The 24,055-nt window shown below is 60.8% G+C and carries 22 protein-coding genes and 2 pseudogenes; 13 read left to right on the forward strand and 11 right to left on the reverse strand.

The genetic code is table 11. The annotated features are described in order from the left end of the window. Window positions 1-16 precede the first annotated feature (16 nt). The 4 genes from HEQ17_RS04900 to HEQ17_RS04915 all read left to right on the forward strand — a co-directional run bounded on the left by HEQ17_RS04900 (window position 17) and on the right by HEQ17_RS04915 (window position 2,883). Window positions 17-631 carry a hypothetical protein gene (locus tag HEQ17_RS04900; protein WP_296291683.1) on the forward strand — a complete coding sequence of 205 codons (615 nt, stop codon included), beginning with the start codon at window positions 17-19 and terminating at the stop codon, window positions 629-631. Between the two features lie 248 nt (window positions 632-879). Continuing rightward, window positions 880-1,641: a pyridoxal-phosphate dependent enzyme gene (locus HEQ17_RS04905; protein WP_296293677.1), complete on the forward strand. Its 762-nt coding sequence runs from the start codon at window positions 880-882 to the stop codon at window positions 1,639-1,641. Window positions 1,642-1,657: 16 nt separating this feature from the next. Next, window positions 1,658-2,638, forward strand: coding sequence for a tripartite tricarboxylate transporter substrate-binding protein (locus tag HEQ17_RS04910; protein ID WP_296291685.1), 981 nt, complete (start codon window positions 1,658-1,660; stop codon window positions 2,636-2,638). Between the two features lie 86 nt (window positions 2,639-2,724). Further along, a complete protein-coding gene (locus HEQ17_RS04915) occupies window positions 2,725-2,883 on the forward strand; it encodes a hypothetical protein (protein ID WP_296291687.1) in 159 nt (52 codons plus the stop codon). 72 nt (window positions 2,884-2,955) lie between these two features. Here the strand turns inward: HEQ17_RS04915 and HEQ17_RS04920 are convergent, their stop codons facing one another. Then, window positions 2,956-3,492 carry a PadR family transcriptional regulator gene (locus tag HEQ17_RS04920; protein WP_296291689.1) on the reverse strand — a complete coding sequence of 179 codons (537 nt, stop codon included), beginning with the start codon at window positions 3,490-3,492 and terminating at the stop codon, window positions 2,956-2,958. A gap of 99 nt (window positions 3,493-3,591) precedes the next feature. On the opposite strand from HEQ17_RS04920, the gene HEQ17_RS04925 reads away from it, so the two are divergent. The 4 genes from HEQ17_RS04925 (at window position 3,592) to HEQ17_RS04940 (ending at window position 7,776) form a co-directional block, all read left to right on the forward strand. Then, the gene (locus HEQ17_RS04925) at window positions 3,592-5,613 is read left to right on the forward strand and encodes an NADPH-dependent 2,4-dienoyl-CoA reductase (protein ID WP_296291691.1); all 2,022 of its coding nucleotides are present in this window, start codon (window positions 3,592-3,594) and stop codon (window positions 5,611-5,613) included. Further along, the gene (locus tag HEQ17_RS04930; protein ID WP_296291693.1) at window positions 5,614-5,745 is read left to right on the forward strand and encodes a hypothetical protein; all 132 of its coding nucleotides are present in this window, start codon (window positions 5,614-5,616) and stop codon (window positions 5,743-5,745) included. Window positions 5,746-5,810: 65 nt separating this feature from the next. Continuing rightward, entirely contained in the window at window positions 5,811-6,278 is a 468-nt protein-coding gene (locus HEQ17_RS04935; protein WP_296291696.1) for a (2Fe-2S)-binding protein, read from the forward strand. Between the two features lie 67 nt (window positions 6,279-6,345). After that, window positions 6,346-7,776, forward strand: coding sequence for a carotenoid oxygenase family protein (locus HEQ17_RS04940; RefSeq protein WP_296291698.1), 1,431 nt, complete (start codon window positions 6,346-6,348; stop codon window positions 7,774-7,776). Between the two features lie 61 nt (window positions 7,777-7,837). Here the strand turns inward: HEQ17_RS04940 and groEL are convergent. From groEL to ilvD, 3 genes and pseudogenes are all read right to left on the reverse strand, one after another. Next, a pseudogene (gene groEL / locus HEQ17_RS04945) lies at window positions 7,838-8,044 on the reverse strand (chaperonin GroEL); the annotation flags it as partial. Window positions 8,045-8,277: 233 nt separating this feature from the next. Beyond that, window positions 8,278-8,621: pseudogene (locus HEQ17_RS04950) on the reverse strand (IS91 family transposase); the annotation flags it as partial. Between the two features lie 209 nt (window positions 8,622-8,830). Next, window positions 8,831-10,531 carry a dihydroxy-acid dehydratase gene (gene ilvD / locus HEQ17_RS04955; protein ID WP_296291700.1) on the reverse strand — a complete coding sequence of 567 codons (1,701 nt, stop codon included), beginning with the start codon at window positions 10,529-10,531 and terminating at the stop codon, window positions 8,831-8,833. Between the two features lie 103 nt (window positions 10,532-10,634). On the opposite strand from ilvD, the gene lgt reads away from it, so the two are divergent. Continuing rightward, a complete protein-coding gene (gene lgt, locus HEQ17_RS04960; RefSeq protein ID WP_296291702.1) occupies window positions 10,635-11,438 on the forward strand; it encodes a prolipoprotein diacylglyceryl transferase in 804 nt (267 codons plus the stop codon). Window positions 11,439-11,452: 14 nt separating this feature from the next. Here the strand turns inward: lgt and HEQ17_RS04965 are convergent, their stop codons facing one another. After that, window positions 11,453-11,920 (reverse strand): winged helix-turn-helix transcriptional regulator, encoded by a 468-nt coding sequence (locus HEQ17_RS04965; protein ID WP_296291703.1) that lies wholly within the window; start codon window positions 11,918-11,920, stop codon window positions 11,453-11,455. A gap of 127 nt (window positions 11,921-12,047) precedes the next feature. Between HEQ17_RS04965 and HEQ17_RS04970 the strand changes: the two genes are divergently transcribed. Next, on the forward strand, window positions 12,048-13,358 hold the full coding sequence (locus tag HEQ17_RS04970) for a D-amino acid dehydrogenase (protein WP_296291706.1): 1,311 nt from the start codon (window positions 12,048-12,050) through the stop codon (window positions 13,356-13,358). Window positions 13,359-13,365: 7 nt separating this feature from the next. Here HEQ17_RS04970 and HEQ17_RS04975 read toward each other — a convergent pair whose 3' ends face one another. From HEQ17_RS04975 to HEQ17_RS05000, 6 genes are all read right to left on the reverse strand, one after another. Then, the gene (locus HEQ17_RS04975; protein WP_296291708.1) at window positions 13,366-14,814 is read right to left on the reverse strand and encodes an amidase; all 1,449 of its coding nucleotides are present in this window, start codon (window positions 14,812-14,814) and stop codon (window positions 13,366-13,368) included. A 17-nt stretch (window positions 14,815-14,831) separates the two neighbouring features. After that, on the reverse strand, window positions 14,832-16,292 hold the full coding sequence (locus HEQ17_RS04980; RefSeq protein ID WP_296291710.1) for an amidase: 1,461 nt from the start codon (window positions 16,290-16,292) through the stop codon (window positions 14,832-14,834). Between the two features lie 97 nt (window positions 16,293-16,389). Continuing rightward, the gene (locus tag HEQ17_RS04985; RefSeq protein ID WP_296291711.1) at window positions 16,390-17,367 is read right to left on the reverse strand and encodes a tripartite tricarboxylate transporter substrate binding protein; all 978 of its coding nucleotides are present in this window, start codon (window positions 17,365-17,367) and stop codon (window positions 16,390-16,392) included. 134 nt (window positions 17,368-17,501) lie between these two features. Continuing rightward, complete coding sequence (locus HEQ17_RS04990) at window positions 17,502-18,572, reverse strand: M14 family metallopeptidase (protein WP_296291712.1); 1,071 nt, start codon at window positions 18,570-18,572, stop codon at window positions 17,502-17,504. Continuing rightward, window positions 18,569-19,444, reverse strand: a complete 876-nt coding sequence (locus tag HEQ17_RS04995) for a DMT family transporter (protein ID WP_296291713.1) — start codon at window positions 19,442-19,444, stop codon at window positions 18,569-18,571. The genes HEQ17_RS04990 and HEQ17_RS04995 overlap by 4 nt, the downstream gene beginning before the upstream one ends. Then, on the reverse strand, window positions 19,441-20,412 hold the full coding sequence (locus HEQ17_RS05000) for a helix-turn-helix domain-containing protein (RefSeq protein ID WP_296291714.1): 972 nt from the start codon (window positions 20,410-20,412) through the stop codon (window positions 19,441-19,443). Before HEQ17_RS05000 ends, HEQ17_RS04995 begins: the two co-directional genes overlap by 4 nt. A 293-nt stretch (window positions 20,413-20,705) precedes the next feature. On the opposite strand from HEQ17_RS05000, the gene HEQ17_RS05005 reads away from it, so the two are divergent. From HEQ17_RS05005 to HEQ17_RS05015, 3 genes are read left to right on the forward strand one after another with little or no spacing between them, the layout of a single operon-like run. Continuing rightward, window positions 20,706-21,434, forward strand: coding sequence for a type 1 glutamine amidotransferase (locus HEQ17_RS05005; RefSeq protein WP_296291716.1), 729 nt, complete (start codon window positions 20,706-20,708; stop codon window positions 21,432-21,434). Then, on the forward strand, window positions 21,431-22,696 hold the full coding sequence (locus HEQ17_RS05010) for a cytochrome P450 (protein WP_296291718.1): 1,266 nt from the start codon (window positions 21,431-21,433) through the stop codon (window positions 22,694-22,696). Before HEQ17_RS05005 ends, HEQ17_RS05010 begins: the two co-directional genes overlap by 4 nt. An 11-nt stretch (window positions 22,697-22,707) precedes the next feature. Beyond that, window positions 22,708-24,000 carry a glutamine synthetase family protein gene (locus HEQ17_RS05015; protein ID WP_296291719.1) on the forward strand — a complete coding sequence of 431 codons (1,293 nt, stop codon included), beginning with the start codon at window positions 22,708-22,710 and terminating at the stop codon, window positions 23,998-24,000. Window positions 24,001-24,055 lie beyond the last annotated feature (55 nt).

Genomic DNA, 24,055 nt, shown 5'->3' on the forward strand with positions numbered 1-24,055 from the left:
AAATGTGGAGTTTTTTATGAAGATAAATTTATCTGCTTGCTTGGCTGTGCTTGGGCTTGCCTTTACTCAGAACCTCAGCGCACAAAACGCTCCGATGCCCAATTCGTCGGCCGCCAACCCGAATTCGGTGGTGCAGACTGTGAATTCAGTGCGGTTTCCCAAGGGCATTCCGGGTTTGGCGGATGGCCAAAAAGGCAAGCCACCCTCGCAACAATGGTTACGCGATGCGGATACGGACACAGAGCGCTTTCGCCGCTTAGAAATCTTGCTCGCTGGCACCGAAATGGCCATGTGGGAAATCACTTTCCGCTATCAAAATATGTATGACGCGCTGGTGATCGAAAATTATGATTACGCTCGCTTTAACTGGGACAAAATCAAGCAACGCGCCACCAGCGCACTCATGAAGCGCCCCAATCGCACTGCCAACATGGAAGCGTTTCTATTAGATGCAACGTGGCAAGTGGTGGACGATGGCCTGAAAACCAAAGACCCTGTGAAAGCGAGAGAAGCGTTTCAAACGGCGCGAACTGTCTGCATGGCTTGTCATGAGGCAGAGAAAATGCCCTTCTTTAACGGTCATCCGGTTTTCAAGTCCACGGAATCTTTCCCGCCTTTGGCTAAAAAATAGATCATTGAACTGTGTTGGGTGCGGCATGCCAATGTCGCGCCTTTTCGTTGCTGGGATCAACTTGCATGGCTGGTTCGCCTGTTCGCGCCAGCAAGCTATGTTGCCGCCAAGAGTCGCATACCTTGCTGAGCATGCGGCGAAACTCCGGACTTAAGCTGCTTTGATACTGCAAGCAGGTCAGGTAGTGGTCTCGCCCACGCCACTGAGTTGCAGCAACTGCTGAGCGGCTGTGCTTTGGCGTTCACACACTGGTGCTGGCATCCTCGGGGAATGCCGCTATTTCAGCGGCCTGTTACGCGCAGGCGGCGGGTCTTCGATGTGAAGTGGCCACCTACAATGACATGCCGCAGGTATACGCTCAGGCACTAGACGCGTTTGGAGCGCATCGGCACAGCTTTGATGACAACTCGGGGCGCTGGAATTTTGTCGCCGAGCAAGCCAATAAACCCGGCTATCTGGCACTGACCAACTTTCACTTGCACGCCTTGGGCAGCGCGCCCCTGGCGGTTGAAGGCTACAAGCCCATTGCTCAAGAGTGTTTGGAACAAGGCGGCCTGCCCGACCATGTGGTGGTCCCCACTGCGCGCGGCGACTTGGCCTGGGGTATTTACGCTGGCTTCCTGGAGCTTTTTTTGCAGGCTCGGCAAATTGACCGTCTCCCGCGCATATGGGTCGTCGAGCCTTTTGCAAGACTCAGCCAGGCACAAACCGAGCAGGACCTTGGCCTGAGCTATCCGGGCCAGACCGATCAATTCTCAGTAGCCGGCGCCACGCTCACCTATCTTCAGTGGCAGGCCACCCGGGGCACACAAGGCGGAGCCGTTGTGGTGAACGATAGCGCGGCTTATGCAGCTCGTCACCTGCTCGGGTCGTATGCTGAATTGTGTGCCGCCGCTGCACTGGGTGCCGTCTTGCCTTTGCGGCAATCAGAGCAAATTGCGGCGCAGGACCATGTGGTGGTCATGCTCACCGCCAATGCATCGCGCGATCCCACATGGTCAAGTTCTTGAAAAAAGGAGTGTGTTTATGTCTCGATTTTCTACGCTCGCATCGGCCTTCGCCGTCGCGCTGACTCTGGTTTGGGTACCCACCCCATCCCAAGCCGCTTACCCCGACAAACCGATCAAGCTGATCGTGCCATGGGCACCAGGCGGAAGCACGGATGCCATCGCCCGCGCCATGGCTCAGCGCATGAGTGAAACTCTGGGAGTGCCTGTTTTGGTAGACAATCGCCCGGGTGCTGCAGGCCAGATCGGCACCGATGCGGCTGCCAAATCAGCGCCAGATGGCTATACCATCACGGTCATTGAACTGCCGCACGCCATTGCCCCAGCAGTTGTAGCCAAGGTGCCCTATGACTTGCTGCGCGACTTTTCGCCTGTCACGATGATCGGCACTTCTCCTTTGATTCTCTTTGCAGGAATGGACGCTGACAGCAAGGACTTCAAAACGTATATGAAAACCTCTTCAAGCAAGAGTGCGCCTCCTGCCATCGCACACAGTGGGTCGGGTTCGGTCAGCCACCTTGCAGCCGAAATGTTGTCCATTCAAAGCAAGATCAAATTTAATCTGGTGCCTTACCGAGGCTCGGCGCCGGCCTTGACCGACGTGGCGGCTGGCATCGTTTCGGGGCACATTGCCACGCTGGCCAGCGGCGCCAGCCTGTTGTCGGCGAACAAAATCCGTCCGTTGGCAGTAACCAGCAGCCAGCGATTGACTTTGCCGGCCTTGAAGGACACGCCCACCTTGGCTGAAGCTGGTATCAAAGGCATGGAAATCAACCAATGGTGGGCCTTGGTTGCGCCAGCCACAACGCCAATCGAGGTCATTGAGCGACTTCGCACTGAAGCCACTGCCGCGCTATCCCATCCAGCTGTACGAGAGCGTCTCTCCACATTGGGGGTGGAACTCAAGGGTTCGACGCGAGATGAACTGCGGTCCTTCATGCGCTCTGAGACCGAGCGCTGGCAAAAAGTCGCCAAAGACATTGGTTTGCAACCGCAGTAACGGACAGGAATTTCAACCGCATGAGGCCAGGTATCTCCCCCTGGTGGAGTCCTCACTCCATGTAGAAACCCGGCAGTATTGAGGACATGCTGGCCCGACGCTCGCGCCTGCTGCTTTTGGATGCCCATTTGGCCAGTACGCCGGTCCACAAAGTGGGCGCGATTCTGCAACAGGAAACCGGGCTGGGCCCGGAGGTGTCTGCTTTTGAGACACTGGCCCTGCACTATCTGCAGTTACCGTCTTGAATGGGGTTTTTTGGCAAAAACGGGTGCTAGCCCAAGAGAGTATTCAATAGGGTGCCACCAAAACCATAGCATTTATTGGTTTGAATGGTCCAGTAGTGCCAGCGCCCTTTCAGAAAACTCGATCCACATGGTTTCCTGCAAGATGCCCGCACCCAACACCAGGTGCTGTAACTGCGCCTTGCGTAAGAGGTCTTCACGGGCAAAGTCTCGTTCTTCGATGGCGCGGTAAACAGCCAGCTTTTGCCGGTGCAGTTCCAGTCGGCGGCGTATGTCGTTTGCCAGGCCGGTGGGACCCACCACTGCCTCGGCCCGCAGGCGCACCATGAACTCGTCGCGCAAGGGTTTGGGGTCTTGGTCTTCGGCGACCCAGCGCTCCAGTTCGGCACGGCCTGCGGGCAAGACCTGGTAGACCTTTTTGCGACCCCGACCCGCCTCGGGCGCCAGGGATTCCACCCAGCCCGCTACTTTCAGGCGACCCAGCTCCCGGTAAATCTGCTGGTGCGTGGCCTGCCAAAAGTAACCAATTGAGCGGTCAAACCGACCCGCCAAGTCGGACCCGGAGCTGGGTTGCTCCATCAGGGCGGTGAGTAAGGCGTGCGGCAGGGACATGGGCGTGCGTTTTGGGCGAAAACTCTATTTTATGCAACCAGTTGCAAGGTTGGCGGGATTCTATTTAGAATTGTGCAACCAGTTGCATAAAGGACCGCCATGGCCGCTTATCCCCATATGTTGAAGCCGCTCGATCTGGGCTTTACCACCCTGAAAAACCGTGTCCTGATGGGCTCCATGCACGTGGGCCTGGAAGAGGTGCCCAACGGGTTCGAGCGCATGGCTGTCTTTTATGCAGAACGCGCCCGCGGTGGCGTTGGCCTGATCGTGACCGGCGGCATTGCCCCCAACGAACGCGGCCGCCCCATGAAGGGCGGCGCCATGCTGACCACCGAGGCAGAAGCCGAACACCACCGCGTGGTGACAGATGCCGTACACAAAGAAGGCGGCAAAGTCGCAATGCAGATACTGCACTTTGGCCGCTACTCGTACCAGAAAGACCTGGTGGCTCCCAGCGCTTTGCAAGCACCCATCAACCCGTACACTCCGCACGGGCTAAGCACCGACGAGGTGGAGCAAACCGTGGAAGACTTTGTGCGCTGCGCCGCACTGGCACAACACGCCGGTTACGACGGCGTGGAGATCATGGGCTCTGAGGGTTATCTGATCAACGAATTCATCGCTGCCCGCACCAACCACCGCGACGACGAATGGGGCGGTAGTTACGAGAACCGCATACGTTTTCCGGTCGAGATCGTGCGCCGCGTGCGCGAGCGCGTGGGGACCAACTTCATCATCATTTACCGCCTGTCGGCGCTGGACCTGGTGGAGGGTGGCTCCACGCTGGATGAAGTTATCCAGCTGGCGAAAGCGATTGAAGCAGCGGGCGCCACCATCATCAACACCGGCATTGGCTGGCACGAGGCACGCATTCCCACCATCGCCACCAAGGTGCCGCGCGCCGCCTTTGCCTGGGTGACCCAGCGGCTCAAGGGCCTTGTGGGCATACCGCTGGTGGCCACCAACCGAATCAACACGCCCGAGGTGGCCGATCAACTGCTGGCCGATGGGTTCTGCGACATGGTATCCATGGCCCGGCCTTTCCTGGCCGACCCGGAATTTGTGCGCAAAGCCGCAGAGGGCCGAGCGGACGAGATCAATACCTGCATAGGCTGCAACCAGGCCTGTCTGGACCATACCTTTGGCGGCAAGATCACGTCTTGCCTGGTCAACCCGCGTGCCTGCCACGAGACTGAGCTGGTGATAACACCTGCAACCCAGACCAAGCGCATTGCAGTGGTGGGCGCTGGCCCTGCGGGCCTGAGCTTTGCCGTTACCGCAGCAGAGCGTGGCCACAGCGTTGAGCTGTTTGACGCTGCCACCGAGATTGGTGGCCAGTTCAACATCGCCAAGAAGGTACCGGGCAAGGAAGAGTTTTACGAGACGCTGCGCTACTTTGACCGGCAGTTGAAACTGCGCGGTGTCAAGGTGTCTTTGAACACCCGCGTGACGGCAGATGCCTTGAAGGCCGGTGGTTTTGACGAGGTGGTGCTGGCCACCGGCGTGACGCCGCGCACGCCCGCCATCCAAGGCGTGGACCACCCCAAGGTCATGGGTTATCTGGACGTGCTGCGCGACGGCAAGGCCGTGGGCAAGAACGTGGCTGTCATTGGGGCGGGCGGCATTGGTTTTGATGTGTCCGAGTACCTGACCCACTCGGGCACCAGCCCCAGTGTGGATGCGCCCAAGTTTTATGCCGAGTGGGGCATCGATACGGGCTATGCCCATGCTGGCGGCATCAAGCCAGCCCATGCCGAAATCTCGCCACGCAAGGTGCACCTGCTGCAGCGCAAAGAAAGCAAAGTGGGCGACCAATTGGGCAAGACCACGGGCTGGATCCACCGCACCTCGCTGAAGGCCAAGCATGTGGTTATGACGCCTGGCGTGCAGTACCAGAAGATTGACGATGCGGGCCTGCACATTCGTGTGGGTGACACGGAGCAGGTTGTCGCCGTCGACAACATCATCCTGTGCGCCGGGCAGGAGCCGCAGCGCGAGCTGTATGGCGCGCTTCAAGCCGAGGGCTGCTCGGTCCACCTGATTGGCGGCGCTGATGTGGCCGCCGAGCTGGACGCCAAGCGCGCCATCAACCAGGGCACCCGCCTGGCCGCCACGATTTAATTGGCGATCCACCACTACCAGCCCGCAGCCGCGCTGATCCTTGCACTGTCCACCGTCATCCAGGTGTTCAAGGATTTCACCCACCACCGCCAACTGGCCTCAGAAGAACGGATAGGAAATCCAACCGCATGATCACAAGTATGGCAGGGGCTGACGATTTGCCACCAATTTGTCAAAGTAAACAGAATAGGTGTTCTATGTCCATTTCCTTTAACCTGAACGGCACCACTCGAGCCGTCGACTTGTCAGCGGACATACCGCTTTTGTGGGTGCTCCGCGATGTGCTCGATATGACCGGCACGAAATATGGCTGCGGGGATGCCGCCTGTGGGGCGTGCACTGTCCTTTTCGATGGTCAGGCGATCCGGTCCTGCCAGAACCCCTTGGCTGATATCGCCGGACAGGCCGTCACAACCATCGAGGGCCTGGGTACGCCAGACGCGATGCACGCAGTACAGGGGGCATGGTTCGATGCGCAGGCAGCGCAATGCGGTTATTGCCAGTCAGGCCAGATCATGCAAACCGCCGCCTTGTTGATTGCCAACCCGAACCCCACCGATGCCGAGATTGACGAGGCCATGTCCGGCAACCTGTACCGCTGTGGCACCTATCCTCGTATTCGTGGCGCTGTGAAAGACGCCGCCAATCGTTTGGCCGAGGTGTGACATGGGACGCATGATGAAGATCGCAAGATAAATTTTAATGAGTCAAAGTTCAAGCAAAGGAGTTGATATGGCAAGTGCAGTCGAAACATTGATCCGCGGCGTTGTTAGCAAAGCTGTGGCCAAGATTTCCGTTTTTAATCGTGGCCGGATGAAAGCGGTTAAACCCAATCCCTATCTGACCGGTATTCACGCGCCAATGGATGCGGAACTGACGCTCGATAGTTTGAAAGTAACCGGCAGCATTCCGAGCGAACTGGACGGCCGCTATATTCGCAACGGCCCCAATCAGGTGGCTCCCGAAAATCCCGCCGCCTATCACTGGTTCCTCGGCGACGGCATGGTGCATGGCGTGCGGCTGCATGGCGGCAAAGCGTTGTGGTACCGCAACCGCTGGATCAAGAGCCGGAAAGTCACTGAGGCGCTCGGCCTTCCCGATGCGCCGGGGCCACGCAACGGCGCGATTGATACAGTCAACACCAATGTCCTGGGCCATGCTGGCGAGACATGGGCGATTGTCGAGGCAGGTGGCTATCCTGTGCGGATTAACGAGGAACTCGAAACCATCGCCTCTGATCCCTTTGGCGGGACGCTCAAAAATGCTTTCTCTGCACATCCGAATCTCGACCATGACAGCGGGGAAATGCATGCGATTACCTATAACGCCGATATCGCCGACACGATCTGGCATGTAGTCGTCGATGCCAAAGGCAAGGTCCGCCGCGAGGAACCCATCCGCGTACAGGATGGCCCGTCGATCCACGGTTGTATGATCACCAAAAACTATGTGATCATCCTTGATTTACCTGTGACCTTCTCGATGAAGACATTTCTCGCAGGCCACCCTTTTCCTTATACATGGAACCCCGCTCACAAGGCGCGCATCGGTCTGCTTCCAAAGGAGGGCCGCAGCGACGATGTCATCTGGTGCGACGTCGCGTCGTGTTATGTGTTCCACCCTTGCAACGCTTTTGAGGCCGAAGACGGCACAGTCATCATGGATGTCTGCGCGCACGATACGATGTTTGCCGAAAGCAAAATCGGCCCGGATTCAGCGCGCGTGCCGTTTGAACGCTGGACGATAGATCCAGCCGCGCGCAGCACCGCGCGCATGGTAATTGACCCAGATTCCCAAGAATTTCCTCGCCCCAATGAGACACGCATCGGTAAGCCGTATCGGTTTGCCTATACGGTGTCGCTGCCCGATGGCGTGGCCTCGCCGAACGAGTCAAAGCTGTTCAAGCATGACCTTGAGGCTGGCGTACGCCAAGTCCATGATTTCGGTTCGGGCCATATCCCCGGCGAGTTTGTTTTCGTGCCAAAGCAAGCGGCGAAGGCGGAGGATGATGGTTGGCTGATGGGCTATGTTGTGAACATTGCGGCGCAGACGACCGATCTGGTGATCCTGAACGCAGCCAATTTCGAAGCCGCTCCTCAAGCCATCATCCACATCCCGCACCGCATCCCGCCCGGCTTTCACGGCAATTGGGTTGCGGCATAAAAAAAAGGCCGGAAGGTTTCCCCTCCGGCCCTTTTTGTGTGCATTAAAAAGCGTTGGACGATTAGAAGTTCATACCGCCCATGCCGCCTGGCATGCCGCCAGCGCCACTGGCCTTATCTTCTGGTGCGTCGGAGATAGATGCTTCAGTGGTGATCAACAGACCAGCAACCGATGCCGCATCTTGCAATGCAGTACGAACGACTTTGGGTGGGCCGATAACGCCCGAGGCCACGTGTTTTTCATACACATCGGTTGATGCGTTGAAGCCCATGGTCTTGTCACTTTCGCGGCGGCTAGGAAATCCAACCGCATGAGCACAAGTATGGCATCGGGTTGGGGCATCACAAGCCTGAATATGGGGGGCCGTTTGGGTGCTTGCTCTGGGCCAGTTGCCCGAGGTTTTCCGAGATTTGTCGCCATGACCCGTTTTGGGCAGTGCCAGGCACAGCCATTCCCCGCAGCGTTGGCAAAACCGCTGTTGCCGTCCCTGACCAACTCAACTCACCAGCTAACGCGCTGATCGACCTCAAAGTCGGGGCCGGTTGCGCTGCCAGATCCCACTCCGGCTCGACTTCGAGCGCACCATCCTCACCGACATGCGCATCGCAGTTATCCTAAAACGGTGGACCGCGCGCCGGGGCAATGTGCGGGGGCACGCAGTCCACCCCGATGTGATCAAGGATCTTTCTGATCTGCGTGCCCTCGGTGACAAATGCGATCAGGCGCATTTGCCCATCTCACAGCGGGCACAGCAGCGGCGGACTTGGGGTTTCGCCAAAAACCTCGTCAATGCGCGCGATCAACACCGTCCACAAGTAATGTTAGCGGCGTTCTGAGAGCGCTTCAACGTGGCATTGGAGCGCGGTTTTAGTTGAGGTTGTCGGGGAATTGAATGGCTGACGACATACCTTCCTTGCAGAGGTGCGTTCTGTGACACAAGGCACTGGACAACTTCAAGGCTCGCATCCGGCAACTCACACGCCACTCGGGTGGGCGCAGCATGTCACAGGTGGTGGACAAACTCAGGCCCTGTGCCGATGGTGGGGGTGATGGGTCAGAACATGTCCAAAACGGCGCCCTTGCTGGCACTGGACGCATTGAAAGCAAACTTGGCTTGCACGCCGCGGGTGTAGCGCGGCGCAGGTGCGGTCCAGCCTTCGCGGCGTTTAGCCAGTTCGGCTTCGGGCACGTTCAGCTCAAGCACCAATTTGTGCGCATCGATGGTGATGCTGTCGCCTTCATGCACAAACGCGATGTTGCCGCCGGCTGCCGCTTCGGGGGCGACGTGGCCCACCACCATGCCCCAAGTGCCACCGGAGAAACGGCCGTCGGTGATCAGGCCCACGCTTTCGCCCAAGCCAGCACCGATCAGCGCGCCCGTGGGTGCCAGCATTTCGGGCATGCCGGGGCCGCCTTTGGGGCCGAGGTAGCGCAAAACCATCACGTCACCGGCTTTGATCTTGCCCGCCAAAATGGCTTCGAGCGCCGATTGCTCGTCGTCGAACACACGGGCTGGGCCGGTGATGACCGGGTTTTTCAGACCGGTGATCTTGGCCACAGCGCCTTCGGGTGACAAGTTGCCCTTGAGGATGGCCAGGTGGCCTTGCTTGTACATGGCGTTGTCGATGGTGTGGATCACGCTTTGCTCGGGCGGCGCGTCGGGCACATCCTTGAGCACCTCGGCAATGGTCTGGCCGGTGATGGTGATGCAATCGCCGTGCAGCAAACCGGCGTTGAGCAAAATCTTCATGACTTGCGGAATCCCGCCGGCCACATGCAGGTCAACGGCCAAAGCTTTGCCGCTGGGCTTGAGGTCGCACAAAACGGGGGTGCGTTGGCGGATGCGTTCGAAGTCGTCGATGGTCCACTCCACGCCTGCGCAATGCGCAATGGCCAAAAAGTGCAGCACCGCATTGGTGGAACCACCGGTGGCCATGATCACGGCAACCGCGTTTTCAATGGACTTGCGGGTCACGATGTCGCGCGGCTTGATGCCTTTGCGGATGGCTTCCACCAAAACACGGGCCGACTCTTTGGCCGATTCGACTTTTTCGTCGTGCACGTTGGCCATGGTGGAGGAGTAGGGCAAGGAAATGCCCAGGGCCTCGAAAGCAGACGACATGGTGTTGGCGGTGTACATGCCACCGCACGAACCGGTGCCGGGGATGGCGCGCTTTTCGATTTCGAGCAGGTCTTCGTCGCTCAACTTGCCTGCTGCATTTTCGCCCACGGCTTCAAACACGCTCACGATGTTCAGGTCTTTGCCTTGGTAGCGGCCCGGCAAAATGGTGCCGCCATAAACGTAAATGGCCGGAACGTTGGCGCGCAGCATGCCCATCAGGCCGCCGGGCATGTTCTTGTCGCAGCCGCCCACCACCAGCACGCCGTCCATCCACTGTCCTTGCACGCAGGTTTCCACGCAGTCGGCAATCACCTCGCGGGAGACCAGCGAGTACTTCATGCCCTCGGTGCCCATGGCCATGCCGTCCGAGATGGTGGGCGTGCCAAAGACTTGGGCGTTGCCACCGGCTTCTTCGATGCCCTCGATGGCCGCGTCGGCCAACTTCTGCAGACCGCTGTTGCAGGGGGTGATGGTGCTGTGCCCGTTGGCCACGCCCACCATCGGTTTGACGAAATCGCTCTGTTCATAGCCCATGGCGTAGTACATCGACCGGTTGGGCGCGCGCGATTTGCCCTCGGTGATGTTGGCGCTGCGGCTGTTGATGGGGGTGATCGGGATGATTTTGTCGCTCATGGTCGTGTCTCAGTAGAAGCCCAAAAGAAGGTCGCCTCATTCTAACGGGCGCTCGTCAGGCCATAGTGTCCAGTGCGAGGCATCTCCGGTGCACAATCAGGGCATGCTGATCCATCCTCAAATTGACCCAGTCGCCCTGCAGTTGGGCCCCTTGGCCATCCACTGGTATGGCCTGACCTATTTGGCTGCTTTTGGCCTGTTTTTTTGGCTGGGCGTGCGGCGTCTGGGCCATGCGCCCTTCAAACACTTGCCGCAATGGCAAAAACGCGATGTGGAAGACATCCTGTTTTTGGGCGTGCTCGGCGTCATTTTGGGCGGGCGCGTGGGTTATTGCCTGTTTTACAAACCGGCTTATTACCTGTCTAACCCGTTCGAAATTTTGGCCATCTGGCAAGGGGGGATGAGTTTTCATGGCGGATTGTTGGGTGTGATGCTGGCCATGGTCTGGTTTGCCCGCACCCGTCAGCGGCCGTTTTTGCAGGTCATGGACTTTGTGGCGCCCTGTGTGCCCACGGGTCTGGCGGCAGGGCGGGTGGGCAATTTCCTGAATGGCGAACTGTGGGGCCGCGTGGCTGATCCTGCATTGCCCTGGGGCATGGTGTTCCGGGGGGCGGGCGATTTGCCGCGCCATCCGTCGCAGCTTTACCAAATTGCGCTGGAAGGTTTGCTGCTGTTTGTGTTGCTCTGGTGGTTTGCCCGCAATGGCCGCCCCACGGGCCAAGTCTCAGGCGCATTTTTGCTGGGCTATGGCTTCTTCCGCTTTGTGGCCGAATTTTTCCGCGAACCTGATGCCCATTTGGGCCTTTTGAGTCTGGGGATGAGCATGGGCCAGTGGTTGTGTGTGCCGATGATGTTGGGCGGCTCCGTGCTATGGGTGTGGAGTGCTCGCCGAGCCGTTAGGGCCTGAGTGTCATTGGGAGATCAGTGGTTCAAGGTCAGGACCGTGCTTTCCTTGATTTCTTCCATGACCACATAGCTGTTGGATTGTGCGGACACCGGGATCTTGTCGAGGATGGCGCCGAGCAGTTCTCGGTAGTCGCTCATGGCGCGTAAGCGGGCCTTGACCAGGTAATCAAAGCTGCCGGAAACCAGGTGACATTCCAGGACGTCGGGCATCAAGCCCACTTCGAGCCGCACGGTCTCGAACACCTGAGGCGATTTCTGGGACAGTGTGATTTCGATGAAGACCAACAGGGGTTTGCCCAAAGCTGTGGCATCGACTCGGGCGTGGTAGCCGGTGATCAGGCCCTGGCGTTCGAGCCTTTTGATGCGCTCTGAACACGGCGAGGTGGACAGGCCCACTTGTTCACCCACCTCGGTGACCGACATGCGGCCATTGCGCTGCAGCAGATCGAGAATCTTCAGGTCAATGCGGTCAGGATCGGACATTTTGCGGCCAAGGCCGAAAAATGGCCCTGGGTTCAGTTGAATTTGCTGTTATTAGACATCAATTCAAAAAAATATTCTGCAATAAATCCATAACATCGCTCAATCTCTAGTCAAAAGTGAGTCTGACATGAAAGTGGTGGTGCTGGGTGGTGGGGTGATCGGGGTCAGCACAGCCTGGGCGCTCTTGCGCCAAGGTGCCGATGTGACTTTGGTGGACAGGCAGCCTGATGTGGCGCTGGAAACCAGTTTTGCCAATGCAGGTCAGGTCTCGCCGGGTTATTCGACGCCCTGGGCGGCCCCTGGAATACCGCTCAAAGCCCTGAAATGGGCGTTTCAGGCCCATGCGCCGTTGGCAATTCGCCTGGACGGCAGTCTGTTTCAGTGGCGCTGGATGGCGGCCATGCTGGCCAACTGCTCAGCCGACCGCTATGCCGTCAACAAAGAGCGAATGATGCGCCTTTCCGAGTACAGCCGTGACTGCTTGCGCGTCTGGCGTGCAGAGACCGGCGTGGCCTATGACGCGCGCAGCCAGGGCACTTTGCAGCTGTTTCGCAGCCAAGCCCAGCTGGATGCTGCCGCGCGCGATGTGGCCGTGCTGCAGGACTGCGGCGTGCCTTTTGAGCTGCTGGATGCTGCCGGGGTCAGTCGTGCAGAGCCTGCATTGGGCAAGGTCCGTGTTCCGATCAGTGGCGGTTTACGACTGCCCAACGACGAAACCGGAGACTGCCATCTGTTCACCCGCCAGTTGGCGCAGCGCGCCTGCGCTTTGGGCATGAAGCTGCGACTGTCTTGTACAGTGCAATCGTTGATGCGCGATGGTCATCGCGTCACTGGGCTGCAATTGAGCGATGTGGCCGGACTTGCGGGCGAGCGCTTGCAAGCTGATGTTGTGGTGCTCGCTGCAGGCAGCTACTCGCGTGACTTGTTGTTGCCGCTGGGGCTTGACATCCCGGTTTACCCGGTCAAAGGCTATTCGCTCACCATGCCGCTGAGTGATGCCTCGCTGGCCCCCCAGTCGACCGTGCTGGATGAGACTTACAAGGTCGCACTGACCCGCCTGGGCGACCGCCTGCGCGTGGGTGGCATGGCCGAGTTGGCCGGTTTTGATTTGCGCTTGAACCCACGTCGCCGCGCCACGCTCGAAAAAGTGACATGCGAACTCTTTCCCGGGGGTGACTTGTCGAAGGCGCAGTTCTGGACTGGCTTGCGCCCCATGACGCCTGACGGCACTCCACTGGTGGGTGCGACGCCGTTGACTGGGCTTTACCTCAACACCGGGCACGGCACACTGGGCTGGACCATGGCCTGCGGCAGTGCCCAGTTGTTGGCCGATGTGATTTCGGGTCAGCCGCCTGCCATCCGCGCCGAAGGTTTCGACATGGGCCGCTATGGCGCACGGGTGACTACAAGCCGGCCGGGTCGGCTGGCGGCGGTCTGAGAAGCGCTCAGGCTTGTGCTGGCCGCTTTTGCAGCCAGTCGCCGCGCACGGCCTCATAGGCCGCCGCCACCTGCAGCAAAGCCACATCGCCTTGCGGCTTGCCGATCAGTTGCAAGCCCATGGGCCAGCCATGTGTCGGGTGAAAGCCCGCTGGCAGACTGATCGCAGGCAGGCCAGCCAACGTGGCGTAGAGGGTGCATTCCATCCAGCGGTGGTACGTGTCCATGGTGCGTGCGCCAATGTGTTGTGGCCAGCGCTCTTGCAGCGCAAACGGCCAGGTTTGCGCCACCGGCAGGGCCAGCACGTCCACCTCTTTGAATACGTCCAACAGGTGCTGATAAAAAGCGCTGCGCATCTGGCTGGCCTGCATGAAGTCCATGTAGGACAGCTTGACCGAGTTCTCGTGCTCCCACAGGGCCTCAGGTTTGAGTTGCGCTTGGGCGTCAGGCATGTGCAGCAAGGCTGCAACCTTGGGGCCCACCAGCGCCCGACGCCAGACCAGCCAGCAGTCCCAAAGGGCTTGCGCGTCAAAGCCTAGAGCGCGGGGCTCGACCACGGCACCAGCGCCTTGCATTTGCCGCAGCGCTTCTTCGCACACGGGCAGGATGCCATCTTCCATGGCCAGGTGGCCATTCAAATCGCCCAGCCAGCCCACGCGCAGACCGCGCAGTGCATGGTGGCTGTACTGCAAGCCGGACACATCGACGCAGCCCTTGATCGACAAAGGCTGGCGTGCGTCGTGCCCTGACTGCGTGGCCAGCAGGCGCGCCAGGTCGCGCACGCTGCGGGCCATGGGGCCTTCGGTGCCCAGTTGGTCCACCCACACATCGGCCCCGGGCCCAAAGGGCACCCGGCCTTGCGAGGGGCGCATGCCGAAAATATGGTTCCAGCCCGCCGGGTTGCGCAGGCTGCCCATGAAATCCGATCCGTCGGCCACGGGCAACAGGCGCTGGGCCAGCGCCACCGCCGCACCGCCGCTGCTGCCGCCTGCACTCACCGCTGTGTCCCAGGCGTTGGCCGTAGCCCCAAACAGGGTGTTGAAGGTGTGCGAGCCCAGGCCCAGCTCGGGCATGTTGGTCTTGCCGATCACGAGGGCGCCCGCAGCCTTCATGCGTTCGGTCATGATGCTGTCTTTGGTGGGCATGGCCGCTTTCAGCAGGGTGCTGCCCAAAGTGGTCGGAAAGCCCACTGCGTGCCCGGTGTCCTTGATGGCTTGCGGGATGCCGTGCAGCCAACCACGGGATTGTCCACTTGCCAGCTCGGCGTCGCACTGGCGTGCTTGCGCCAGCAGCATGTCGGTTGGGGCCAGGTTGACGATGGCATTGAAGCGCGGGTTCATCCGTTCGATGCGCGCGAGGTATGCCAACATCACTTCGGTGCAGGACACTTGCCTTTGGTGGATGCGCTCGGACAGCTCGCTGGCGTTGAAGTCGGTAATGTCAGTGAGGTCGGACATGGGGGGATTTCAGAGGTTCAAGCCAGGTGCGGTGGCGGCACAAAGCCGCACCACTCGGTTTCAAGCCAGCGGGCCATGTTCAGGCACAGCGGGTCGGCAAAACTGTTGCCGATGATTTGCGCCCCGACCGGCAAGCCACCAGGGCTTTGCCCAATGGGGACAGCGGTGGCAGGCAAGCCCACCACGCCGGGGTAACCCGCCCAGAACAGGCTGTCGGTGTGCGGCTGGTTCTGGCCGTTGACCTGGAGCATGCGCTCCCAGCGCTCGCCTTGCTGGTTGTGCAAAAAGGCGGGCGATGTGGCCACCGGGGTGATGAGCAAGTCCACCGCTTCGAAATAGCTTTGCCATTGCGTTCGCAATACGGCGCGTTGCTGGTCAAACTCAACCCAGTCGCGGTGTGTCAGGGTACTGCCGCGCCAGACCCGTTCGCGCATGGTGTCCAGCGCCGGGGCGCTTTGCTGGGCCAGATCCTGAAAGCGGGCAAATGTTGCGTCGTCGAGCCAGGCCCCTGTGGCCGCGCGCAACAGGTATGAGTACACGCGGTGCGACTGCGCGCTGTCCACCGGACGGTGGTTGTCCAGCACGGTCACGCCCTGGGCGCGCAAAAAGTCGGCCAGCGCGTGCAGTCGGTCCTGGATGCTCTGGTCCACCCGCGCTTCGGGGTCGTCGTAGACGATGGCCACACGGCATTCCCGCAACGGCTTGTCGTTGTGGCGCCACTGCGCTGGCGTCCAGCCCAGTGGGCCAAACTGCTGCAGCGGCGTGGTCAGCACCTGCATGGCCAGTTGCAGGTCTTGAGCGCTGCGCGCCAGTGGCCCGGCCACGGCAATGTCCAGGCTGTCGATGCAGCGCACACCCGGCAGCTGGTGGCCTTGCATGGGCACAACCCCCCAGCTGGGCTTGTGCCCGTAGACCCCGCAGTAATGCGCCGGGTTGCGGATGGATGCGCCAATGTCGCTGCCCAGCTCCAGCGGTGTCATGCCCGCAGCCAGCGCTGCGCTGGCCCCGCCGGACGATCCGCCCGGCGTGCGGCTCAGATCCCAGGGGTTGTGGGTGGTGCCATAGACCGGGTTGAACGACTGCCAGTCGCCCAAAGCCACTGGCACATTGGTTTTGCCAAACACCACGGCCCCGGCGTCCAGCAGGCGCTGGACCGCTACGGCAGGCTGCTGCGCTATGTTGTCCTTGTACTGAGGAAAGCCCCAGCAGGTGGGCGTGCCCGGCAAATCAAACGATTCCTTGATGGTCATGGGCAGACCGTGCAGCGGCCCCCAGTCTTCGCCACGGGCACGCGCCGCGTCGGCTTGGGCAGCGCGTTCGCGCGCGGCTTCAAAGTTGCGCACCACCACCGCGTTGATGGGGCCATCATGCTGCGCCACACGGGCGATGTGCTGCGCCAGCAATTGGGTGCTGGTCACTTCACCTGCGCGCAGGCGGGCCATCAGTTGGGTGGCGGTGTTGTACGTGAAATCGGTCATGCGGGACAAAGGGGTCTGGAATAAAAAAACCCGGGCATGTCACGGGTAGTGAGCATGTCCCGGGTGGCGCGAGCGTCAGCGCAGCGAATTCAGGGTTTCACTGTGGCTCGACGTTGGCGGCCTTGAACAGCGCGCGGTAGCGCACGACTTCTTGGGTGTAGAACTTGTCCAGATCGGCCAGGCTCATGCCCGCGGGCACCTGGCTGCCGGTGGTGTTCATGCCTTTGACGAAGGTCTCGGACTTGATGGCTTCGTTCATGGACTGGTTGAGTTTCTGGACCACGGCGTCGGGTGTGTTTTTCGATACCTGCAGACCGATCCAGATGTCAAAGACAAAGTCGGACATGCCACGCTGCGCGCTGATCGGAGCGGCTTCCGGCAGTTGTGGGTGGGGCGCGGTGGAAGTGATGCCGATGATCTTGAAGCGGTTGTCCTTGACCATGCCGATGATGGGGCCTGCGACCGGCACGAAGGCCATGTCCACGTTGTTGCCGCCCAGATCGGTGTAGATCTGCACGGCTGCTTTGTAGGGCACGTGCAGCAGGTCCAGGCCCGTCAGCGTCTTGAAGCGCTCACCCATGATGTGGTACAGCGAGCCCTGACCTATGCTCGCGTAGCTGACCTTTTTGCCTTTGGCCCAGGCCAGAAATTCCGGCAGGTTGTTGACGGGCAGGTCCTTGCGCACGGCCAGGCCGATCGAGGTCCGGCCCAACAAACTGGCCAGGCGGACTTCTTCGGGTTTGAATTTGACGGCAGACAGGGCCAGCGGCGCCATCACCAGTTCCATGGGGGTGCCAAGCAACTGGTAGTAGCCATCGGCCGGTGCTGCCAGCACTTTCTGGATGCCCAAAGCGCCGCTCACACCGCCCAGGTTTTCGACCATCATTTTTTGGCCCAATTGCTTTTCGTACTCGACCTGCACCAGGCGGGCCACGGCATCCGAAGGGCCGCCCGCAGGGTAGGGCACCATCACGGTGACCATCTTGTTGGGGAAGCCCTGTGCAGAGGCGCTGAGCACCATCAGGCTGCCCAGCAGGCCCGTGAGCAGGCGAGATATCGTACGGCATGAAATCATGGGGTTTTCCTTGTTGGATCTGTTGAAGGGGAGCATGACCCTCCCGGTGAAAATCGCAGTTTGACGAAGCAACGGTTTTTAAGGTATCGGAAAATCGCAAAATCAGTGCCGGGTTTTCCCGGGAAAAGTTCGGCTCAGCCGGAGGTGGCCAAGCCTTGCAAAGCCTGGTTGGCCGCTTGCAGTCCTTGCTGCCAGACCTGTTCTTGCCATGCGGGCGACGGTGGGTTGAATGCCTGCAACATGTCGGCGCGGATGGTGCTTTGCTGCTCGGGCGGGGCCTCGGGGTGCAGGGCCACCCAGTGATCGGCCCGCATGGCCAGGACCATCTGCGCCAGCGGCAAAGTGCCAAATTCCAGGCAAATGCCCGTGTATTGAGCCGCAGGGCACTCTTCGTAAATGGCCATCTGGATCGGCCCTGACAGCGGCACGCTTTGGGAAGTACCGGTGTCCACAGAGGTGATTTGAGGCCCCCACCATTGGCGGGCGCGTTGAAGTGTTTCGCCGTTGTCGGTGCAGGCAAAGATGCGCTCGCCGTGCCCGTGCGGCCCCAGGCCTGTGTGCAGGTCGATCCAGGCGATCTGGCGCGCTTGTCTGAGGTGGTTTTGCAGCACCTGCCTGAAAGTGCGGTGGCTCCAGGTGGGGGCCAGGCCCCCAAACCAGACGCCTTGTGGAAACTGGTATTGCCCGCTGGTGATGGCCCGCTGCATGCGGCGCTCGCCCCAAACATTGGTCAGCGCGTGCAAGGTTGCCACGGCTTTGGGGTCGGGTGGCCAGTGTTGGGGCAGCAGCAACTCGTGGACATGGGCGTAGTCGGCATTGACCGGCAGGGGCTGGGCAAAGTCGATGAAGTTGCGGTTGAGGTCCACATTGTCTTCGTTGACCCGCCGCGCATGCGAAAAGCCATGCGGGTTGACCGCGTGCACATGCACCACGGCCACACCGGGCGGCAGCGACAGGCTTTGCAGCAAGCCCGTCTGGATGGCCGAGCCGCAAAACCCCTCGATGCCATGCACCGCGCTGGTGGTCATCAGCACTTGGGCGGCATCGGCCGGGCCGTGAACGGCCACGTCCATGGCCAGTTCTTCGCCTTTCGTGCCGAGCAAGGGCAAGGTGTCTCTGTGCAACCGTGCGCCACAGGCTTGGCTGGCCTGGATAAATCGTGCTCGGGCCTCCCGGTAGCTGGGGCTGAAAAGTGGCGTGTTCATGCTTTGGCCATGCGTTGGTTCAGCCAGCCAGCGGCCAAGCCAAACCCCGCGATCATCCCCATGCCGCACAGGGCCAGGGCGTCGGGCAGGTGGTCAAACATCCACCAGCCGCCCAGGGCAGAAAAACCAATGGCCGTGTACAAGTAAGGCGACAAGACCGAGGCGGGCGCTTTGGAAAACGCCAGCACCGTGAAATACTGACCGTAAGAGCCCGCCAGCGCCACCAACCCCAGCAGGGCCAGGTCAGGCCAGGACATCTGGTCTGGCCAGAAGAAAGGCACTGCCGCCGACATGAGCGCAAAGCCCAGCGCGCTGGTGCACAGTTGGATGGTGAGCGGTGAGTCCTGCCGCGCCAGGTAGCCCGTGAGGGTCTGAAAGCCGGTGTAACAGACCACCCCCATCAGCGCCAGGCCGGCGCCCACCGGGTCCACATCACCGCCTGGGCGCACCACCAACAAGGCACCGGTCATGCCACCTGCCACACACAGCCAGCCTAGCAATGACACGCTTTCTTTCATCACAAACCGGGCCACCACGGTCACTGCCAGGGGCACCAGGCAATAAATGGCGGTGAACTCGGCCACGGGCATGCGCTGCAAAGCGCCAAAGCCAAACACGCTGCCGCCCACGACCAGCGCGCCGCGCAGCAGTTGCAGCCGCCACTGCCGTGTGCGCCAGAGTTCGGGCGATTGCCTGCGCCAGATCGTGGCGCTGACCAGCGCGGTTTGCAGGGTGTAACGCGTCCAGATGATGATGACGGGCGCCACGCTGAGCATCAGTTTTTTGCTCAGGGTGTCTTGTGTCGACAGGCAGGCCATGGCCGCGACCATGGTCAAGATGGCAGCCAACTGGGTTTGGCGGGCGGTGCTCATCGCTTGTGCAGCGTGTCCGAGGGCAGCTCGCCAAACAGGTGACGGTAGTCCTGGGCGAACTGGCTCAGGTGCCAAAAGCCCCAGTGCGAGGCGATGTCCTGGATGGTGTCACCGGGCGCAGCCTGACGCAGGGCGCGGCGCACGCTGTTCAGGCGCAGTGAGCGCAGGTACTTGATGGGCGTGGTGCCCAGCACGTCCTGAAAGCAGTAATTGAGCTTGCGCCGGCTCGTGCCCAGGCGGCTGCAGACCTCGAGGATGGACAGTGGCTCGTCGGCGTGGCCCATCATCAGCTCACAAGCACGGTTCACCAGTTTTTTGCGCCGCTCCAAGTTGGGCAGCTCGGAGGTGTCGACCTTCGCAGGCAAAGCTTCCAGCCATTCCATCAGGATCTCGTCGCGCAACTGGCGCAGGGCCTGTGGGTCTTGCTGGCGCTGCGCCAGGGCGCTGGCCTGGTCCAGCACGGTGAGCTGCAGGTCGCGCAGGTTTTGTGCCTTGATGTCGGTGGTGGGCAGCACCAACTGCTTTTCGAGCCAATGGGCCAGGGGCTTTTGGTACATGCGCTCCCACAGCGGGTTGAGCAGGCTGCGGTTGACGACCACTGCAATCAAGGTGAAGTGGGGCGGGGTGGTCAGGTCCACCTCATCGCCCTTGCCGCACATGATGGCGTGGGCCGGTACCCGCTGGGCGTTGAAAAACAGGTCCGGCGAGTCCTGCAGCGCCATGGCAAAGCCGTACACGCTCTCATGCAGCCGCCCCCGCTGGCGCAAGGCGATGTTGGTGTATTCGTGCAACAGCGTCACTTCGGGCAGTTGCACCTGGTGGATGCGCCCCTTGAATTGGCCGGGCGAGAGCTGCTCATACTGCAGCGCCCAGCCGTGCTGAGCCAGGGCGTGTTGGTCCATGTCCTGGGTGTCCAGTACCTGGACCCAAGGCGAATCGGGGGTGGCAGCTTGATGTGGGGATGACAAAGCGAGAAGGGTTTCAAAAGAAGGTCAATTTTAGATTCTGCACGGCAGCTTCAAACCCGCCATTTCAGTTTAACCCGACACGGTGGATGCGCAAAAATGATCCATGCAGCGTCAGCGAGCGCGTGCAGGCCCATTCGGGTTTGCTGAATGTGGTGACGGGTTGAATCAGGGTGCATCGCTTGGTTGAGTGCGGACGGTGCAGCCGGGTGAAAACCCGGAGTGCACGGTGCCCAAACTTGATAGCGCCTTGTTCGCCTTGTGCATAGCATGGGCACCAGCCTGAAAGAGACCCGATGAACCTGCGAATTGCTGTTTTACTGACCAATGACGATACGTCGGCATTTGCCGCGAAATTTCCGAACGATGGGCAAAAAGTGGTGCAGCTGTTACAACCCTTGCGCCCCCACTGGCAGTTTGAGGTGGTGCCTGTCAAGGATGGGGTACTGCCCGCCAGCCCCGAGGACTATGACGGTTACGTCATCACCGGCAGCCCGGCTTCGGTCAACGACGAGAGTCTGCCCTGGGTGGGGCAATTACTGGCTTTCATTGGGGCCGTTCATGCGACACGGCAGCCCCTGATCGGCTTGTGTTTTGGCCACCAAGCGGTGGCCCGGGCGCTGGGCGGGCAGGTGGCGCGCAACGCGGCTGGCTGGGGCCTTGGCACTGCGCCCACGCACTGGCATGCAACGCGGCCCTGGATGTCACCGCTCAAGACCACCACCACCTTGATGGCCGCGCACAACGAGCAGGTCACCCGCATGCCCGAAGGCGCAGTGTGTTTGGGCGGCAGTGACTTTTGTCCCATCGGCTCGATGCAGATCGGCCAGCACATCTGGACCACCCAGTTCCACCCCGAGATGCCACTGGTGTTCATGCAGGCTTTGCTGGGCTACCTGGCCGACAAGCTCGATGCCGACACCATGGCCCGTGCCCACGCCAGTCTGGCCAACGCCGCCGATGTGCCGCTGTTTGGGCAATGGATGGTGCAGTTTTTTGATGATTGTTTTGAAAGAGCGCAATGACGGTTTGGAACCCCACCGACGATGGCCACGCCGACCTGTCGGACCACGACAGCTATGTGAACGGCACACCGCACAACACCTTCAAGCGCCTGCGCGACGAAGACCCGATGGCCTGGTGCAACTGGGCCGATGGCAAGGGCTTCTGGTCGGTCACGCGGCATGCCGATATTTTGGAGCTCAACCGCAACCACCAGCGCTTGTCTTCGGCGCAGGGCATCCGCATGGAAGACCAGTCGCACGAGGAGTACATGGCGCGGCGGACCTTTCAGGAGACCGACCCGCCCGAGCACACCCGCACCCGCATGTTGGTGGCCAAGGCCTTTTCCAAGCCCATGATGGCGTTGTACGAAGAGCAGATTCGCGAACTGTGTGTGGGCATCCTTGACCAGGCACTGGCGCTGGGCGAGTTTGACGCCACACACCAGATTGCCCGTCAGCTGCCGATGCGCATGCTCGGGCGCATTGCGGGCCTGCCCGAAGAAGACCTGGATTGGTTGGTGGACAAGGGCGACGCGCTCATGGCCAACACCGACAGTGATTTCACCAGCCATGTGGTCGACAAGATGGACACCGAGGCCTACCGCTTCATGCCGTTTCGCTCGCCCGCCGGGGCTGACCTGTTCGACTACGCGGCCCAGATGATGGAACGCAAGCGCGCAGCGGGCGACACCAGTGGCGTGCTGCACCTGATCACCCAACCCGACGCGCAGGGCAATGTGATCAGCGACACCGAATTTCGCAACTTTTTTTGCCTGCTGGTGGCTGCGGGCAACGACACCACACGCTATTCGATCGCTGCCGCTTTGCACGCGCTGGCCCACCAGCCCGGACTGATGGCGCAGCTCAAGGCGGTGCAAGGCGAAGTCGCTTGGGAGGGGGTGTCTGACGAGTTCATCCGCTGGGCCTCGCCCGCCACGCACTTTCGCCGCACCGCGACCGAGGACTTTGAATACCACGGCAAACAGGTCAAGGCGGGCGACAAGGTGCTGCTTTGGTTCATCTCCGGTAACCGCGACGAGCGGGCCTTTGACCGGCCATTCACCGTCGACCTGAGCCGGGGCGTGAACCGCCATCTGGCGTTCGGGCAGGGCGGTGCGCATGCCTGTTTGGGCATGTGGCTGGCCCGGCTGGAATTGCGCGTGCTCCTGCAGGAGCTGATTAAGCGGGTCGACCGCATCGAGCAAACGGGTGAGCACGCGTTTTTGCGGTCCAACTTTGTCTCGGGCATCAAACGTTTGCCCGTGCGCATGCACCTGATCTGAAAGGAACCACCATGTCAAATGTTCAAGAACGCCTGCGGGTGCTGTATTGCGATCACCTGGCGATTGCGCGAGGCAAATACGTCACGCTCAAGCCCGGCCAGGGCGGTGGTGCCCGTTTTTGCCGGGGCACCTTTGGCGTGAGCTACGAAAAAGCGCTCAACCCCGTGCCCGGCGCGATGGTCATGGAGGGCCTGCCTGACATGGAGGCTGTCTACACCCCCGAGGACATCCGCCCCGGCTGGCAGCCTTTTACCCATGTGGCGATTGGTGATCTGAAAGCCAACGACGGCACGCCGCTGCCCATGTGCGGGCGCAGTGCATTGAAGCGCGCCGTGGCCGACTGGCAGGCCATGGGCTTCGACCCGATGGTGGGCATCGAGCTCGAAGCTTTTGCTTTCCAGATCGAGCCCGATGGTTCGCTCAAGCCCTATGACACACCTGCGGCCCATGTGTATTCCACAGGCCCCTTTTCCGATCCGAGGGGCTTCACCGACACCCTGTGGGAAAAAGCCACGGCGGCGGGCTTTCGCATCGACAGCATGAACACCGAATACGACGCGCCCCAGTTCGAGTTCACGCTCACCTACGACCGCGCCGTCAAGGCGGTGGATGACATTTTCTTGTTCCGCTTGCTCGCCCGTGAAGTCGCTTTCCAGCACGGTATCGTGCTGACCTTCATGCCCAAACCCATCCTCACGGTGGGTGGCAGCGGCGTGCACATCAACTTCAGCCTGCGTGATGGCCAAGGCCATAACGCGATTTCGGGCGGACACGATGCCAGCCAGTTCAACGCCCTCACACTGGGCTGCACCGCCGGGCTGATGCACCACCACCAGGCGCTGGCCGGTTTGCTGGCCCCCAGCACCAATTCCTACCAACGTCTGCAACCGGCCAGCCTCTCGGGCTTTTGGCAAAACTGGGCGGTCGACCACCGGGGTGTGACGGTGCGCCTGTCGGCCGAATCAGGTCCGGGTGCCCGGATCGAGCACCGCATGGGCGATGCGTCGGCCAATCCCTACATCCACACGGCTGCGGTGCTGCAAGCAGCGCGCCTGGGTGTGGCCCATGCTTACCCACTGCAACCCATCGAAACGGGTGATTGCCTCGAAAACAAGGATGCTACCCAGAGCGTGGCAGAAACCTTGGCCGGTGCCTTGGATGCACTGGAAGCCGACTCGGCCCTCACCCAGGCGCTGGGCGAAGGCCTGGTGGCCAACCATGTGGGCAACAAGCGCCACGAGATCGAACGCACGGCACGCCTGGAGGGCGATGCCCTGCGCGACCACTACATCCGGTTCATCTGAAGGACAGCACGTGCAAGTTTGGGTCGGCATTGGACAAGGCGCAGAGTCAACGCTC

Source organism: Limnohabitans sp. (assembly GCF_023910625.1).
GTDB lineage: Bacteria > Pseudomonadota > Gammaproteobacteria > Burkholderiales > Burkholderiaceae_C > Limnohabitans_A.